The sequence below is a fragment of the Peribacillus simplex genome (genome assembly GCF_900156045.1).
Taxonomy (GTDB): Bacteria; Bacillota; Bacilli; order Bacillales; family DSM-1321; genus Peribacillus; species Peribacillus simplex_D.
In genome coordinates, this window is record NZ_FTMX01000004.1 from 355,686 (window position 1) to 368,798 (window position 13,113).

Here is a 13,113-nt window from a genome sequence, read left to right on the forward strand (position 1 = left end):
TTTTTAAATCGAGGAGTGGAATATAAATGGCAAAAGTATTGGAAACGACTGGAATGGTATGTCCATTCCCTTTAGTGGAAGCAAAAGAAGCGATAGTGGACATGGCAATAGGAGAGGAATTGATCATTAATTTCGATTGCACACAAGCAACCGAGAGCATACCGCGTTGGGCTGCTACCGAAGGTCATGGAATCACGGAGTTTGAGCAAATCGATGACGCTAAATGGCGTATAATCGTGAAAAAGGGAAAGTAAACTGATTTGAAGAAAACGTGTTCGGGTTTCCTGTGCACGTTTTTTTGTTTTTTCGAGGTTAAATAATTGGAGCTGAAAGTTTCTAGTGATAACATGTCTTTAACCAATTTATTAAGGAGATGTTGATAATGGTAGACAAGGTCATTTTAAACGATGTTCCACTTCATGTCACTGACCTTCTTTCTGAAACTGTAAAGGATTCTGAAGGAAAGGAAATCAGAAAAGTCAGTTTCAATTTTGAGGTTACACATAGTGAATATCATGATATTACAACACTGCTTTATCAAATGGTATTTGATTTAAAGATTCCACAGTCAAACGAGGAGTTTCGAGCAGAGATCTTTAACTACGCAACTTCGGTCACGAATCTATATGAAGAAAATGCCGTGGGGGAATTTTCGCTTGTCTTGCTGGAAGTGAACGGTCAGGAATGATTGCATTGCCAGTCTTGTAAAGATATGGGTTACTGTCTATAATAATAGTGACGATCATTCTATACATATGAGGTGGTACTTTTGCTTAGTGGATGGTTTTTATGGTTTATTCTATTTTGGGTAGCCCTTTTAATTATATTGATGAGCATAGGTGGCTTTTTCATGTTTCGGAAGTTCCTGAAAAGATTTCCGAAAGAAGATGGGAAATCCGATATGGATTGGGAAGAATACTATTTGGAACAAACAAGGCACTTATGGTCAAAGCAGCAAAAGGAATTACTGGAAGATTTAGTGAGCCCTGTGCCAGAACTTTTTCGTGATGTTGCACGTCATAAAATCGCTGGGAAAATCGGAGAGTTGGCGTTAAAGGAAAAAGCGGGCGATATTACGGAAGATTTAGTGATACGCGGCTATATCATTGCCACACCAAAACGTGACCATAAATTTTTACAAAAAAAATTGGCTGAAAGAAAGGTGAATATGGGTCCATATGAACATTTATTCAGCTAATGTTGAAAAAAGCAGACTCTTTTGGAGTTTGCTTTTTTTATTCTGAATCTTTCAAAAGAATGTGGCAGTGTGGTAAAAATTAGAACGTTTGTACCCAAACCATGCTATTCGTTAAATTTTTGATATAATAATAGTAAGTAAAAATTAGGACGGAGTGAAACTATGAAATTTATCCATACGGCTGATTGGCATTTAGGGAAAATCGTTCACGGTGTACATATGACAGATGACCAAAGGCATGCACTCTTGCAATTCATAGAAATTGTCGAAGAGGAAAAACCGGATGCGGTCGTGATTGCCGGTGATCTATATGATCGCTCGGTTCCGCCGACTGAAGCGGTGGAGCTTCTTGATGAAATCCTCTATACGATAAATGTGAAAATGAATACTCCGATCGTTGCGATATCGGGAAACCATGATTCTGCGGAAAGACTCGCATTCGGTTCATCATGGTATCGTCATAGTCAGTTATACATTCATGGGAAATTGACAAAATCATGTGAGCCGGTCCGTATCAAAGGCGTGAACTTTTATTGTGTTCCATATGCAGAACCTGGGACGGTCCGCCATCTTTTTGAAGATGATAGTATCCATTCCCATCAGGAAGCGATGAAGCGGATAACCGGAACGATTGCCGAGAATTTCAATAAGGATGAGCCGAATGTCTTCGTGGGACATGCTTTTGTATTAGGCGGAAAAACGAGCGATTCGGAAAGGGTCTTGTCTGTAGGTGGCTCCGGCTGTGTTTCAGCCGACTTATTCGATGCGTTCGATTATACGGCACTTGGGCATTTACATAGTCCAGACGCAATACGTCATCCTAAGGTGTTTTACTCTGGATCACTATTAAAATATTCTTTTTCCGAGGCCAAGCAAAATAAATCGCTTTCCATCGTCGATATGCATGAAGGTGGGAGCTTTGATATACGCTATCGTTCTTTGGCACCCAAGTTCGATATGAGGGAAATATCCGGATCGATGGAAGAGTTGCTTGATTCCGCTTTTTATCAATCGCAAAAAAGGGATGACTATTTGAAAATAACATTAAATGATGAGGGGGCACTCATCGATCCTATTAACCGCTTGCGCCAGATTTATCCGAACGTACTACATCTGGAGCGTAAATGGGATTTGACCGACCTTAGAAGAAAAAAATCTTTTTCCTCTGTAAAAGATGAACGGAAATCAGAATTGGACCTGTTTGAAACGTTTTATCAAGAAATGACAGATCGGGACTTTGATTCTCAAAAGCAGGATTTGATGGTATCGGTAATTGAGGCTGTTAAGAAAGAGGAGGCTTTGAAATGAGACCGGATATATTAACGATGCAGGCATTCGGACCATATGCAGGAAGGGAAACCATTGACTTTAATTCCCTTGGAGAACGGACGATGTTTGTCATTTCTGGAAAGACAGGCGCAGGGAAAACAACGATATTTGATGGCATTAGTTTTGCAATATATGGAAAAGCCAGTGGTGAAGATCGAAGCGGGCAAGATTTACGAAGTCAGTTTGCCGAAGATGTTATTTTGACGGAAGTCTCGTTACAATTTACCTTGCGTGGAAAAACGTATTTGGTGACCCGGTCCCCGCAGCAGGAACGCAGGAAAAAATCAGGTGAAGGAACAACAACGGTTGGAGCAAAGGCTGAATTATATGAGATATTGGCCGAAGGAAAAAAATTGCTTGGAGCAAATGTACGGGAAGTTGAAGAAAAAATCAAAGTACTCATTGGACTTGACGCTAATCAATTCCGGCAAATCCTGATGATTCCTCAGAATGAATTTCGAAAACTGTTAACATCCGACAGCAAGGATAAAGAACAGATTCTCCAGAAATTATTTCATACTGAACTTTATAAACGAATAGAAGAAAAATTAAAAGAAGAGGCTTCCATCCTAAAAAAGGAAAGTGAAAAAAGTGCTCAGCGGCGAATTGAATTAATGAAAGGCATCCAGCCTGGCAATAATGAAGAATTACAGGCACAAATACAAGGGGAAGAGCCTAATGAACAACAGGTTCTACCGCTGTTACAGGAAGTTCTTTTGAAAGCGGCAGAAAAAAATGAGTATATAAATAAACAAATACAGGAAAAGCAGAAAGCTCGTGACCAAGTAAATCAAGAACTTTCAAAAGCTGTCGATTTATTAAACCGATTTTCGGAAAAAGAAAAACTGCGAAATGAAAAGGAGGCCCTTGAAGCAAAGCTGCCAGAAATGGAATTAGTGAAAGTCCAAATAAAAATGGCACACAAAGCGGCTTCGCTTGAAAAGCAGGAACAATACTATTTGCGAATAGGCAAACAAGTACAAGATGCGAATGCCGAACTTCAAAAGTTAAGTGAGCAGTCCGAGAAGTTACTGATTGAGCGCATCGAGAAGCAGGAGTCCTATGATAAGGAAAAGTTGAAGGATAATCAAAGAGAGCAGGCAGTCCGAACTGTTCATCAGCTTGAGCAGGTAAAAGAGGCTGTCATGACTTTTGCAAGCTTAAAAGCACAGGTTACTTTAGATGAAAAAGAGTGGCAAACTAGTAAACGACTTCGTGAAAAAACTGTTTCGGAACAGCTGTCGATCGAGGCGGAAGCGGAGAAAGTCGCTCAAGAAAAAATAGAAGCGGAAAAAGCGGCTGTTCTTTATCGTGATCAGGAAATTGAAGCAGAAAGAAATAATCAATCGTTATCGAAGATAAAAAAGCTTCAAGAAGTTCTTTATGAAATCCAGAATACGAAACGAGTTCTGGATGATAAGGATAATCGGTTCCAAGAGTTACAAAGAATACAAATTCAGGAGAAGGAAAGACTGGAAACCCTGAACCGAAACTGGAGATCTGGCCAAGCGGGTATGCTTGCTTCCATGCTGCACTCTGGGGAAAATTGTCCTGTGTGCGGTTCGCAAAGTCATCCAAAACCAGCGCAATTGCATGAGCATATGCCGATGGATTTGGAACTGAAAGAGCAAGAAAACAAGCTGAAAACGGCAGAACAACAAAAAAGCCAAGCGGAAAGTGAATATTATCAAGCGAAATCCAAATATGATGCACTGGTAGAGTCTTCACAAGAAAAGTTAAGTGACTTACAAAATGACATGCCGGAGTTTAGGTGTGAAAATATTGATGGGCATTTGCAACAGTTTGTACAAAAAGGAAAAATGCTGCAAGAGCAGCTAAAAGAATTGATGAGGAAAAAGTCTGTTTTAAATGATCTGGAAAAAAGGTTGCAGGATTTAAAAGAGAAAGCATCCCAGCTTAAGGATAATATGATCTCTTTAGAGAGAAAAGAGGACCAAGGGAAAACGAGGTATATTGAAAACTCTACAAAACTAACAGGGTTAACCGATTCCCTGCCAGACGGAATACGGACTGAAGAAGAATATAATGAAGCTTATCAAATGGCAGTAAATACACAGAAACGCTTACAATCGGCCTTGGAAGATGCACAAAAAAACCTCCAACTTGTGAAGGAAAGAGAATCGGCCATCATTGCAAAAAAAGAATCCTTAAGTGGAAATATAGAGGCCTTGAATACAGAATTGAAAGAGGAGCGGGAAAAGTTAATTACGGATATGACCAATCAAGGCTTTTCCAATTATAAAGAATATACGGCAGCAAAAAAATCGGAAGCGGCTCTAGGAAATTTGGAGGACCAAGTACAACAATATAATCAAAATTGGCAAAGTGTTTTAAGTCTGTTTCATGATATGGAAATGAAATTAAAAGATGTGACCAAACCAGATCTTGAAGGATTGAAAAAGACTTTCGATTTCATAGATGGAGAATTGGAGTCGTTACGCCAAAATCAGAATGAATTACAGGCTGAAATTCGGACTAACGAAGAAATCGAAAGGAAATTGGCGCAAATCAGGGAAGATCAGAAAAGTTTAGATGAAAGGTACAGTATCGTCGGTCATCTGTCTGAAATCTCCAAAGGTCAAAACTCCTTCAAAATAACGTTTGAACGATATGTACTGGCAGCCTTTTTAGATGATATTTTAAAAGAAGCCAATTCAAGGCTGCTGAAAATGACAAGCGGCAGATATCAGCTGTTGCGAAAGCTTGATCCTACACGCAGGAATATCCAGAGCGGTCTGGAGCTATCTGTGTATGACCAATATACAGGACATGAGAGGCATGTCAAAACCCTTTCGGGAGGTGAGAGTTTCAAGGCATCCCTTGCACTTGCTTTGGGTCTTGCGGATGTTGTCCAGCAGAACGCTGGCGGTATTTCACTCGAAACGATGTTCATCGATGAAGGTTTTGGTACGCTCGACCCTGAATCTCTTGATCATGCGATTGAAGCATTAATGGATATACAAAGTACCGGGAGATTGGTCGGGATAATTTCCCATGTGCCGGAATTGAAAGAAAGAATCGATGCACAGTTACAAGTCATTTCGACACAAAATGGAAGTCGAACGTCCTTTTACTTTGCTGGATAATCAAGAAAAAAGAATGGCTAAGGGAGATGTGGTTCCCTAGGCCATTCTTTTTATTTTTATGAAAGAACTATTCAATGTTAATATCTTCAGCCGTTTTTCCGGGGGAAAACTTATGGATGCGAATCACCAATATCGGATTCGAGAATTCAGCGGTAATTCTTCGAGAGCAAATCGAAAAGGGGAAAGGGATCTTTCTCTGTGTTGGCAGTGTATCTTCTTTTTTTTCAAGAATTGGCTTATCAGTATCGTCAACGATGATCGATATCTCATTATCACATAGGCAAACTTTTATATCTTTCACATCATGATTTTCCAAAACCGCTTCCACCATATACTCATCGTCACTTTCGTATATATCAATTGAAAAAAGTTGATGATCCAACGCACAAGTTTCCGGATCCAGAAAAAAACTTTTTACCCATTCATCAAACTTTTCAACCTCATTCATTTGCGATCCATGTTGATTGTCTTGCATGTTGATACCCCCGGTTTTCCTTTGAGGTATTATATGTAGGACCATGAAGAATGGTGATTGAAAAAGTGAAATAGGTGCTGATAAAAAGATTCCAATAAAGTGGTTCAAAAAATGTAATGTCAACTAAGGACTTTAGAAAGGAATCAATGCAAAGAAACGATATGTGTGGGTATTAAAGGGAATTAATTTGCAGGAAATTAATGAAAGTGATGACCAATTCTATATGAGTTGGTCATTTCTTTAGGCTGTTTTCGCATACTTTGTTGCTATTTACCAAGTAATGCGGTGTGGTTGATTTCCCCTCCAGATGCTCGCTTTCCGCGGGTCTCACCTGTCCCGCTGCTCCCGCAGGAGTCTCGCACTTCCGCTCCAATCAATCTTAAATCGTTTCGTTTTAAAAACAACAATCTTTACGAAGAAAGCCTTTCTTTATTATCGATCTTGTTTTCTATTAAGCTCGTACCTCTATATCTTAATATTTAAAGTTAGGTTTTTACTGCCGTCAAAATGAACAATCCATATCATTGTTAATACAGTCACAAATAACATATTAAATGTAAATTTTAAATAATTTACCAAAAATAATTGCAATTCTGAAAATTAAGTAGTATATTATGTAATATAAACGGAAGGAAATAAAACATAATACAAAATTCAGAGGAGTGTTGAAGAATGAGTACAGCAGTCGAAGCAAAGCAAACGCTTACAATCCAAAAAAACAAAGAAACTGGGGTAGCGGAGGTACATCTTCATATTAATAAGACTAATGCCTATACGCTTGATTTTTACAAAGAATTAAATGCAGCAATTGATGATATTCGTTTTGATCCAGATATGAAAGTAGCTGTATTAATGAGTGATATGCCTAAATTTTTCTCGGTCGGAGCGGATATTAACTTCCTTAAAGCTGCTGATCCGGTTTTTAAAACACAATTCTGCTTATTCTGTAATGAAACTCTTGATAAAATTGCCCGTTCACCGCAAATCTGGATTGCATGCCTCGAAGGTCACACAGTAGGTGGGGGACTGGAAATGGCGATGGGTTGTGATCTTCGTTTTATGGGTGATAAAGCAGGGAAAATCGGTTTACCGGAAGTTAACCTTGGGGTCCTTGCAGGTACTGGCGGGACACAACGTATGGCTAGATTAGTTGGTCACTCCAAGGCAATCGACCTGAATATCACAGGAGAGTCCATCTCACCTCAGGAAGCTAAGGAAATACGATTAGTAGATCGGGTTTTCCCACAAGATGAAATACGTGAAAAAACATTGGAATATGCCAAAAATGTCGCAAGTAAGGCTAGTTACGCAGTAACTAATATAAAACTATCGATAATGAACGGCAAAGAAATGCCTTTAAACGCGGCGATTCGTTATGAAGGGGAAATACAGAATCTTTTATTTCGCTCTGAAGATGCTAAAGAAGGATTAGCTTCCTTCCTTGAAAAGCGTGAACCACAGTGGAAAGGTAAATGATTGATTTGTCCTTTTAAAAGTAAAAAAAGCAATATCGGTTCCTGCCGATATTGCTTTTTTACTACGAATGTTATTGGGAGGATGGTGTGTATATATAATGGAAGAAACTCATTTGAAAAGGCGCGTGAACGAAACGAAATTTCAAATTCAATGGGGTGATACAGACCGAGCAGGAATTGTCTATTATCCGAATTATTATAAATGGTTCGATTTAGCGGGTCATAATTTTTTTCGTTCCATGGATATGAGCCCTAAATATTTAGAAGAAGAGAAGAGAATCATCATTCCATTACTCGAAGCTAAGTGTACTTTTGAAAAACCGCTGTACTATGACGATGAAGTGACAGTATACACTCATGTGAATGAGGTGAAAACGAAGACCATTCGTTTTCATCATGAGGTTTATTGTGGGGAAAAAAGGACTGGGTATGGTTATGAAATTCGCGCATGGACTTCCATCGGGGATGATGGGTTCAAGGCTGTACCAATTCCGGAAAATGTAAAAAGACTATTAAAAGTCCTATAGCGGGATATGAAGGGATGATTAACTCCAACAAGTTTGAAAATTGAACCAATTTAGATTACATTAAGAAGAAAAGGCTTTATGAGAACAGGAGAATCAACATGAAACCAAGGTCATTATTGTATACTCTTTTTGGTGATTTCGTTCAATTCTACGGTGGGGAAGTATGGATTGGGACACTTATTAAAATGATGGGGCATTTTGGTGTTTCTGAATCCTCTGTGCGTGGAGCCATTCTCCGTCTTGTACAACAGGATTTAATTACTGGGCGAAAAATAGGTAATAAAAGCTATTATTCATTAACTCAAAAAGGGAAACGCAATATGGATGATGGTGTCAAACGTGTTTATACGATCCGGAATAATCATTGGGATGGTTTGTGGAGAGTTGTTACCTACTCCATCCCTGAGGAGAAGCGAGTGCTGAGGAATCAAGTGCGTAAGGAATTGAGCTGGACAGGTTTCGGGCTTTTGTCCAATAGTATTTGGGTCAGTCCCAATCCATTGGAAAAACAAGTTCTGACCTTGATGGATACATATGATTTAAATGACTACCTGATTATTTTCAGTTCCAGCCAAGTCATCACCCACTCAAATGAAGAGATTTTACGTGCTTGTTGGGATTTAAATGAAATAAACAAAAACTATTTAACTTTCATACAGCAATATGAAACGAAGCTTCAGGACATGCAGCAGGCTGTATGGGAAGATAGCATTTCAAATGAAGAATGTTTTTATGAACGAACCCGGCTTGTTCACGAATATAGGAAGTTCCTTTTCCTGGACCCTGGTTTCCCGCTAGATTTATTACCTGAAGACTGGCATGGAATCAAGGCTAGGGAGCTATTTTGGAATATTCATCAGCTTACCTCGGTCAAAGCAGTGAAATATTTTGAATCAATCATGGAATACCCTCCTGATAAGGCAGGATTTGTAAATCGCGAGAAAGCAATTAACCCTTTTTCAGAAATCTATCATGATTAAGAGGGGAGGTTTTACGCAGTAAAAAATCCATGTTACAGAAAAAGGTTTGGAAAAGCTGGATGCCTTGATTATGAGATATGTGCGATTAATAAGGGGAATGCTACTAATTTACCAAAGGCATTGCTATTGGATCAAAGGCGTATGAGTTAACAGTCGTAACAGGAGATAGAAAGGAAGCTTTGCTTGCCTTTCAACACAACTGGAAACCAGTTTTAGGGAGTGATGATCATTACTGAGCCATCAGGGAACTATCAACAATTAACGGAGTATTTAATTCGCATAGGCATACCTGTTCCATTCCCCATGAAGCATGTTTATTGTTATTTATTTCGAATGAAAGAAGAAATCGTACTGGTGGATGTTGGGTTTCCAACAGAAGTCGCCAAGAAGTATTGGGAAGAAGTCCTTGAAGAGTTGTGCATTAAACCAACAGATATATCAAAGATTATCCTGACCCATTTTCACCCTGATCATACTGGTTTAATCAGCTGGATGCAGCAAAAAACCGGTGCTCGCGTTTATATGAGTGATGCGGAAGCCCAAATGATTAAAACTGTCTTTGGGGGGAATACAAAACAGGCTGAAGCAATATACGAATTATTTGGTAAACATTCCGTACCTGAGCCTTTGTTGACAAAAGTGAGAGAAAACGTATTGTTTTTTTCGAATAAAGTGAGTCCGCTTCCTGAGATTGAGGGTATTCAAGAAACCTATATAGATAGTCCTGGAGGAAGATGGAGCGTCAAAACATATGGCGGTCATGCGGAGGGACATTTATGTTTTTATCAAGAGACCCAAAAAATCATGTTAATAGGCGATGTAGTCTTGAATAAGATCACTCCGAATATTAGTCTTTGGCCAAATTCCGATCAAAACCCTCTAAAAAGTTACTTTTCTACTTTGTATCAACTTGTTGATCAGGATGTGAACATTGCATATCCTGCCCATGGAACACCAATAGTGAATCTTGCCCAGCGGGCTAAGGAAATCATTGAACATCATCATGAACGTTTAGCGACCATTTTAACCATTCTGGAATCAAAAAAAGACGCGTATAAGATTACGGAAAAGCTTTTTCAACATAAGAAGCTCACTGATCATCAATGGCGATTCGCCATTGCGGAAACGTTAGCACATCTGGAATATTTAGTTGAAGAAAAAAGAATACAAAAAATTTCAAATGGCGGAATGTTTCGCTACGAATTATAACAAATAAAACGAGTTGCACTTTTGTGCATCTCGTTTTATTTGTTTTCTGAAAAATCTGATAAAGTGTTGACTAACCAGATAAAGTAAATTATTATATTACTTATATAAGACGATAGTTCAAAAAACATAATATGATGGGGGAGAGACAGATGACAGGGTTTACAAATGATTTGATGGGCAAGATCCAAGCCGGGTTTGTGGTCGAGAGACTGGAAGATATGGATGAAAACTATAAAAAGGCATTGAAACAAACTTTGATGATAGTTGCGGATACAGAATTATTAAGTGTTCCGCCACTTCTGACTGTTTATAAAGATGCCCCCAATTTAAATTACAAAATCACGGCACTTGCTGTGATGCAGGATGAAATCGGCCATGCGCATATTGCGTACAGATTATTAAAGGATTTAGGAGAAAACGTACAATTCATGTTATATGAGCGATCGCCAAATAGATGGAAGAATCCATATGCTTTTGATTTTAAATTAGATAACTGGGTTGAACTGGGAGTATTCAACGGATTATTTGATCGAGCAGGTTACACCTTATTGGGAGATGCGCACCAACATACTTCATACGGACCTTGGAAACGGGCATTGGTCAAGGTTGATAAGGAGGAACTATTCCATTTAAGAAACGGAGAAATCATAATGAAGGCAGCCATGAAAGATCCTGAAACGGCTAAGCAGGTTCAAGACGCTATTGATTGGATGTTCATCATGTCCCTTGAATTCTTCGGTGTAGCAGATAACTTGAAAAGCAGGTCAGCCCAACTGGATTATAAATTGAAAGGAAAGACTAATGATGAATTAAGGCAGAAATGGATGTCCACTGCCGTTCCTTTCTGTGAATCCCTCGGACTTAATGTACCTGCTCATTACGATGAAGGGACTGGAAGGTATGAATTGAAAGTTCCTTTTCCATGTAAATTCGATGTGGAAAACAAGCGGTGGAAATATGATGAACCCGATACGTGGGATAATGTCATCAACCGTTTTAAGCAGCGTGGTCCACAAAATCAGGAGTTCGTTAACCGGATTCAAAAAGGATATCAGCTACTTGATGCATATCGAAATGAGGCGATTTAGATGGGTGGGGTGTTATATAAGGATCCGGTATTAATCCATGCGTTACAAGAAGTTTCTGATCCTGAATTTCCTATAAGCATCGTGGATATGGGCTTGATTTATGGTGTAGAAAAGCAAGGGGATACAGCGTATGTAACGATGACCTATACTTCAACGGGATGCGGGTGCATGCAGTGGATTGAGAGTGATATTAAAAAAAGGCTTCTTCAAGAAGAAAGTGTTCATGCAGTGGAAATAGAGGTGGTTTGGAGTCCAGCTTGGACGGTCGACCAAATGAGTGAAGCAGGCAGGCAGATATTAAAGTCCTGGGGGGTCAGTTCAAAATGAGTGATAATAAGGTCCAAAACTTTGAATATGATGTGTTTTCAAGAATCAATCGTGGTGATGACTTAATGCATATTGGAACAGTTGAAGCAGATAATGATGAGTTGGCACGTGTTTATGCCCGTTATGTTTATGATGAAGAAAAATGGGTGGAAATGTTTATAGTCAAACGGGAAAACATGATTTGCATTAGAGAAGCAGAACCATTTTTTAAGAAAAGGGTGATTTAATATGGTGAATTCAACAAATGGCAACACTGAATTGATTACCTTGATAGAAACGATTGCTGATAATAAATTCATTTTAGGAGATCGTCTTGTTGAGGTCGGTGTCAGTGGTCCAGACTTAGAAGGGACCCTTGCCGCTATTGCAATGGCCCAATCGGAGCTAGGTCATGCCCGCCTTCTCTATAATTGGGGAACGAATTTGAAGAGCGGAAAAGGCAGCAAAAAGGAAGTGAAGGAACAAACGGGTAAAGCGTTTGACAGCATTGTTCAAATCGGGGAGTGGATACAACTGATTGCAGGGCTCTATTCTATGAATACGGCACTCAATACTTTGATAACCGCTTTGACCAGCCATCAAAAAGGCAGTGAAATCGAACTGCAATTCAATAAATTGGCAAGAGAACAGTTAGAGCATATTTTGTACTCGAAAAACTGGGCACTCAAGTTACTGAATGATGGAGGCTCAATTCCTGCCCGTTTTGGGAGAGCATTTAAACTTTGTGAACAAGAAGTAATTACTTGGTTGAAACAAGTGGAAAACAATAGTGTGCTTATTGAAAACGAGATCCTTCCTGTAAATAGTAATTTAGTAAACTCCTATAAGGAAGCTTTGATCCCGCGTTTAAGGGACGAGGAGATAATAAATGCCCGCTGAAAAGGAGAATCCGGCATGTCCATTTTGTGATGGCAAAAATGTTGAATTATATTCATCCTTCGGTACTGCACAGCTCGTTAGGCAATTCTATTGCCTAAACTGTAAAACGGTTTTTGAGAGTATACGATGGAAAGGTTCTTCTGATCGGCCTCATGAGCCAACTGATCCTAATGGGTAGTCATTACTTGCTAAAAGCCTTTCCAGTGCATTTTGCACTTGTGAATGTGTAAAATATTGGGGTGGATATCAGACTATAAGTTTCATAGCCTGTGGAATTACTTTACCCTTGATTGGAGGTTTGACTGATTTGAAAGCGGTTACTGAATGAAAAAGAGCATTGGCGGGAAGGGGACTTGCTCAAATTAGGTCGTATAGCGTTTCCAAATGAATGGCCTTTTTCCACAAAGGAGATTTTTAAAATGGAAGGTTAGTGAATTTATCCGGCTTGTATGGCAGCCGTCCTTCTTTATGGAATAAAGGAGACAGTGGATGACGTGTCTAAAACCAGTAGCTTTTTTA

Annotated in this window: 15 protein-coding genes; 14 read left to right on the forward strand and 1 reads right to left on the reverse strand. The window is 39.2% G+C overall.

All coding sequences use genetic code 11. The features are described from left to right. Window positions 1-26 precede the first annotated feature (26 nt). The 5 genes from BW986_RS15995 to BW986_RS16015 all read left to right on the forward strand — a co-directional run bounded on the left by BW986_RS15995 (window position 27) and on the right by BW986_RS16015 (window position 5,634). The gene (locus BW986_RS15995; RefSeq protein WP_076368854.1) at window positions 27-254 is read left to right on the forward strand and encodes a sulfurtransferase TusA family protein; all 228 of its coding nucleotides are present in this window, start codon (window positions 27-29) and stop codon (window positions 252-254) included. Window positions 255-382: 128 nt separating this feature from the next. After that, window positions 383-688 (forward strand): DUF3219 family protein, encoded by a 306-nt coding sequence (locus tag BW986_RS16000; RefSeq protein WP_076368855.1) that lies wholly within the window; start codon window positions 383-385, stop codon window positions 686-688. Window positions 689-769: 81 nt separating this feature from the next. After that, a complete protein-coding gene (locus BW986_RS16005) occupies window positions 770-1,198 on the forward strand; it encodes a DUF2621 domain-containing protein (RefSeq protein WP_076368856.1) in 429 nt (142 codons plus the stop codon). Between the two features lie 162 nt (window positions 1,199-1,360). After that, the gene (locus BW986_RS16010; RefSeq protein ID WP_076368857.1) at window positions 1,361-2,506 is read left to right on the forward strand and encodes an exonuclease SbcCD subunit D; all 1,146 of its coding nucleotides are present in this window, start codon (window positions 1,361-1,363) and stop codon (window positions 2,504-2,506) included. Next, the gene (locus BW986_RS16015; protein WP_076368858.1) at window positions 2,503-5,634 is read left to right on the forward strand and encodes an SbcC/MukB-like Walker B domain-containing protein; all 3,132 of its coding nucleotides are present in this window, start codon (window positions 2,503-2,505) and stop codon (window positions 5,632-5,634) included. The genes BW986_RS16010 and BW986_RS16015 overlap by 4 nt, the downstream gene beginning before the upstream one ends. 67 nt (window positions 5,635-5,701) lie before the next feature. On the opposite strand, the gene BW986_RS16020 is transcribed toward BW986_RS16015, so the two are convergent. After that, entirely contained in the window at window positions 5,702-6,109 is a 408-nt protein-coding gene (locus BW986_RS16020) for an Hsp20/alpha crystallin family protein (RefSeq protein WP_076368859.1), read from the reverse strand. Window positions 6,110-6,781: 672 nt separating this feature from the next. Between BW986_RS16020 and BW986_RS16025 the strand changes: the two genes are divergently transcribed. The 9 genes from BW986_RS16025 to BW986_RS31410 all read left to right on the forward strand — a co-directional run bounded on the left by BW986_RS16025 (window position 6,782) and on the right by BW986_RS31410 (window position 12,772). Then, window positions 6,782-7,585 carry an enoyl-CoA hydratase/isomerase family protein gene (locus BW986_RS16025; RefSeq protein WP_076368860.1) on the forward strand — a complete coding sequence of 268 codons (804 nt, stop codon included), beginning with the start codon at window positions 6,782-6,784 and terminating at the stop codon, window positions 7,583-7,585. A 97-nt stretch (window positions 7,586-7,682) separates the two neighbouring features. Next, the gene (locus BW986_RS16030; RefSeq protein WP_179086090.1) at window positions 7,683-8,111 is read left to right on the forward strand and encodes an acyl-CoA thioesterase; all 429 of its coding nucleotides are present in this window, start codon (window positions 7,683-7,685) and stop codon (window positions 8,109-8,111) included. Window positions 8,112-8,209: 98 nt separating this feature from the next. Beyond that, entirely contained in the window at window positions 8,210-9,091 is an 882-nt protein-coding gene (locus BW986_RS16035; RefSeq protein ID WP_076368861.1) for a PaaX family transcriptional regulator, read from the forward strand. A gap of 222 nt (window positions 9,092-9,313) precedes the next feature. Continuing rightward, window positions 9,314-10,300 (forward strand): MBL fold metallo-hydrolase, encoded by a 987-nt coding sequence (locus tag BW986_RS16040; protein WP_076368862.1) that lies wholly within the window; start codon window positions 9,314-9,316, stop codon window positions 10,298-10,300. A 149-nt stretch (window positions 10,301-10,449) separates the two neighbouring features. Next, entirely contained in the window at window positions 10,450-11,388 is a 939-nt protein-coding gene (locus BW986_RS16045; RefSeq protein ID WP_179086091.1) for a Phenylacetic acid catabolic protein, read from the forward strand. Beyond that, on the forward strand, window positions 11,389-11,715 hold the full coding sequence (locus BW986_RS16050) for a metal-sulfur cluster assembly factor (RefSeq protein ID WP_076368863.1): 327 nt from the start codon (window positions 11,389-11,391) through the stop codon (window positions 11,713-11,715). Further along, window positions 11,712-11,942 (forward strand): hypothetical protein, encoded by a 231-nt coding sequence (locus BW986_RS16055; protein WP_076368864.1) that lies wholly within the window; start codon window positions 11,712-11,714, stop codon window positions 11,940-11,942. The genes BW986_RS16050 and BW986_RS16055 overlap by 4 nt, the downstream gene beginning before the upstream one ends. 1 nt (window position 11,943) lies before the next feature. Continuing rightward, complete coding sequence (locus BW986_RS16060) at window positions 11,944-12,594, forward strand: Phenylacetic acid catabolic protein (RefSeq protein WP_076368865.1); 651 nt, start codon at window positions 11,944-11,946, stop codon at window positions 12,592-12,594. Further along, complete coding sequence (locus BW986_RS31410) at window positions 12,584-12,772, forward strand: PaaD-like zinc ribbon domain-containing protein (protein WP_076368866.1); 189 nt, start codon at window positions 12,584-12,586, stop codon at window positions 12,770-12,772. The genes BW986_RS16060 and BW986_RS31410 overlap by 11 nt, the downstream gene beginning before the upstream one ends. Window positions 12,773-13,113 lie beyond the last annotated feature (341 nt).

Coding starts and splice junctions, on each gene's coding strand:
- BW986_RS16010 (WP_076368857.1), top strand. CDS start 1,361: ATGAAATTTATCCATACGGCTGATTGGCATTTAGGGAAAATCGTTCAC.
- BW986_RS16015 (WP_076368858.1), top strand. CDS start 2,503: ATGAGACCGGATATATTAACGATGCAGGCATTCGGACCATATGCAGGA.
- BW986_RS31410 (WP_076368866.1), top strand. CDS start 12,584: ATGCCCGCTGAAAAGGAGAATCCGGCATGTCCATTTTGTGATGGCAAA.
- BW986_RS16025 (WP_076368860.1), top strand. CDS start 6,782: ATGAGTACAGCAGTCGAAGCAAAGCAAACGCTTACAATCCAAAAAAAC.
- BW986_RS15995 (WP_076368854.1), top strand. CDS start 27: ATGGCAAAAGTATTGGAAACGACTGGAATGGTATGTCCATTCCCTTTA.
- BW986_RS16040 (WP_076368862.1), top strand. CDS start 9,314: ATGATCATTACTGAGCCATCAGGGAACTATCAACAATTAACGGAGTAT.
- BW986_RS16000 (WP_076368855.1), top strand. CDS start 383: ATGGTAGACAAGGTCATTTTAAACGATGTTCCACTTCATGTCACTGAC.
- BW986_RS16030 (WP_179086090.1), top strand. CDS start 7,683: ATGGAAGAAACTCATTTGAAAAGGCGCGTGAACGAAACGAAATTTCAA.
- BW986_RS16020 (WP_076368859.1), bottom strand. CDS start 6,109: ATGCAAGACAATCAACATGGATCGCAAATGAATGAGGTTGAAAAGTTT.
- BW986_RS16055 (WP_076368864.1), top strand. CDS start 11,712: ATGAGTGATAATAAGGTCCAAAACTTTGAATATGATGTGTTTTCAAGA.
- BW986_RS16050 (WP_076368863.1), top strand. CDS start 11,389: ATGGGTGGGGTGTTATATAAGGATCCGGTATTAATCCATGCGTTACAA.
- BW986_RS16060 (WP_076368865.1), top strand. CDS start 11,944: ATGGTGAATTCAACAAATGGCAACACTGAATTGATTACCTTGATAGAA.
- BW986_RS16045 (WP_179086091.1), top strand. CDS start 10,450: ATGACAGGGTTTACAAATGATTTGATGGGCAAGATCCAAGCCGGGTTT.
- BW986_RS16035 (WP_076368861.1), top strand. CDS start 8,210: ATGAAACCAAGGTCATTATTGTATACTCTTTTTGGTGATTTCGTTCAA.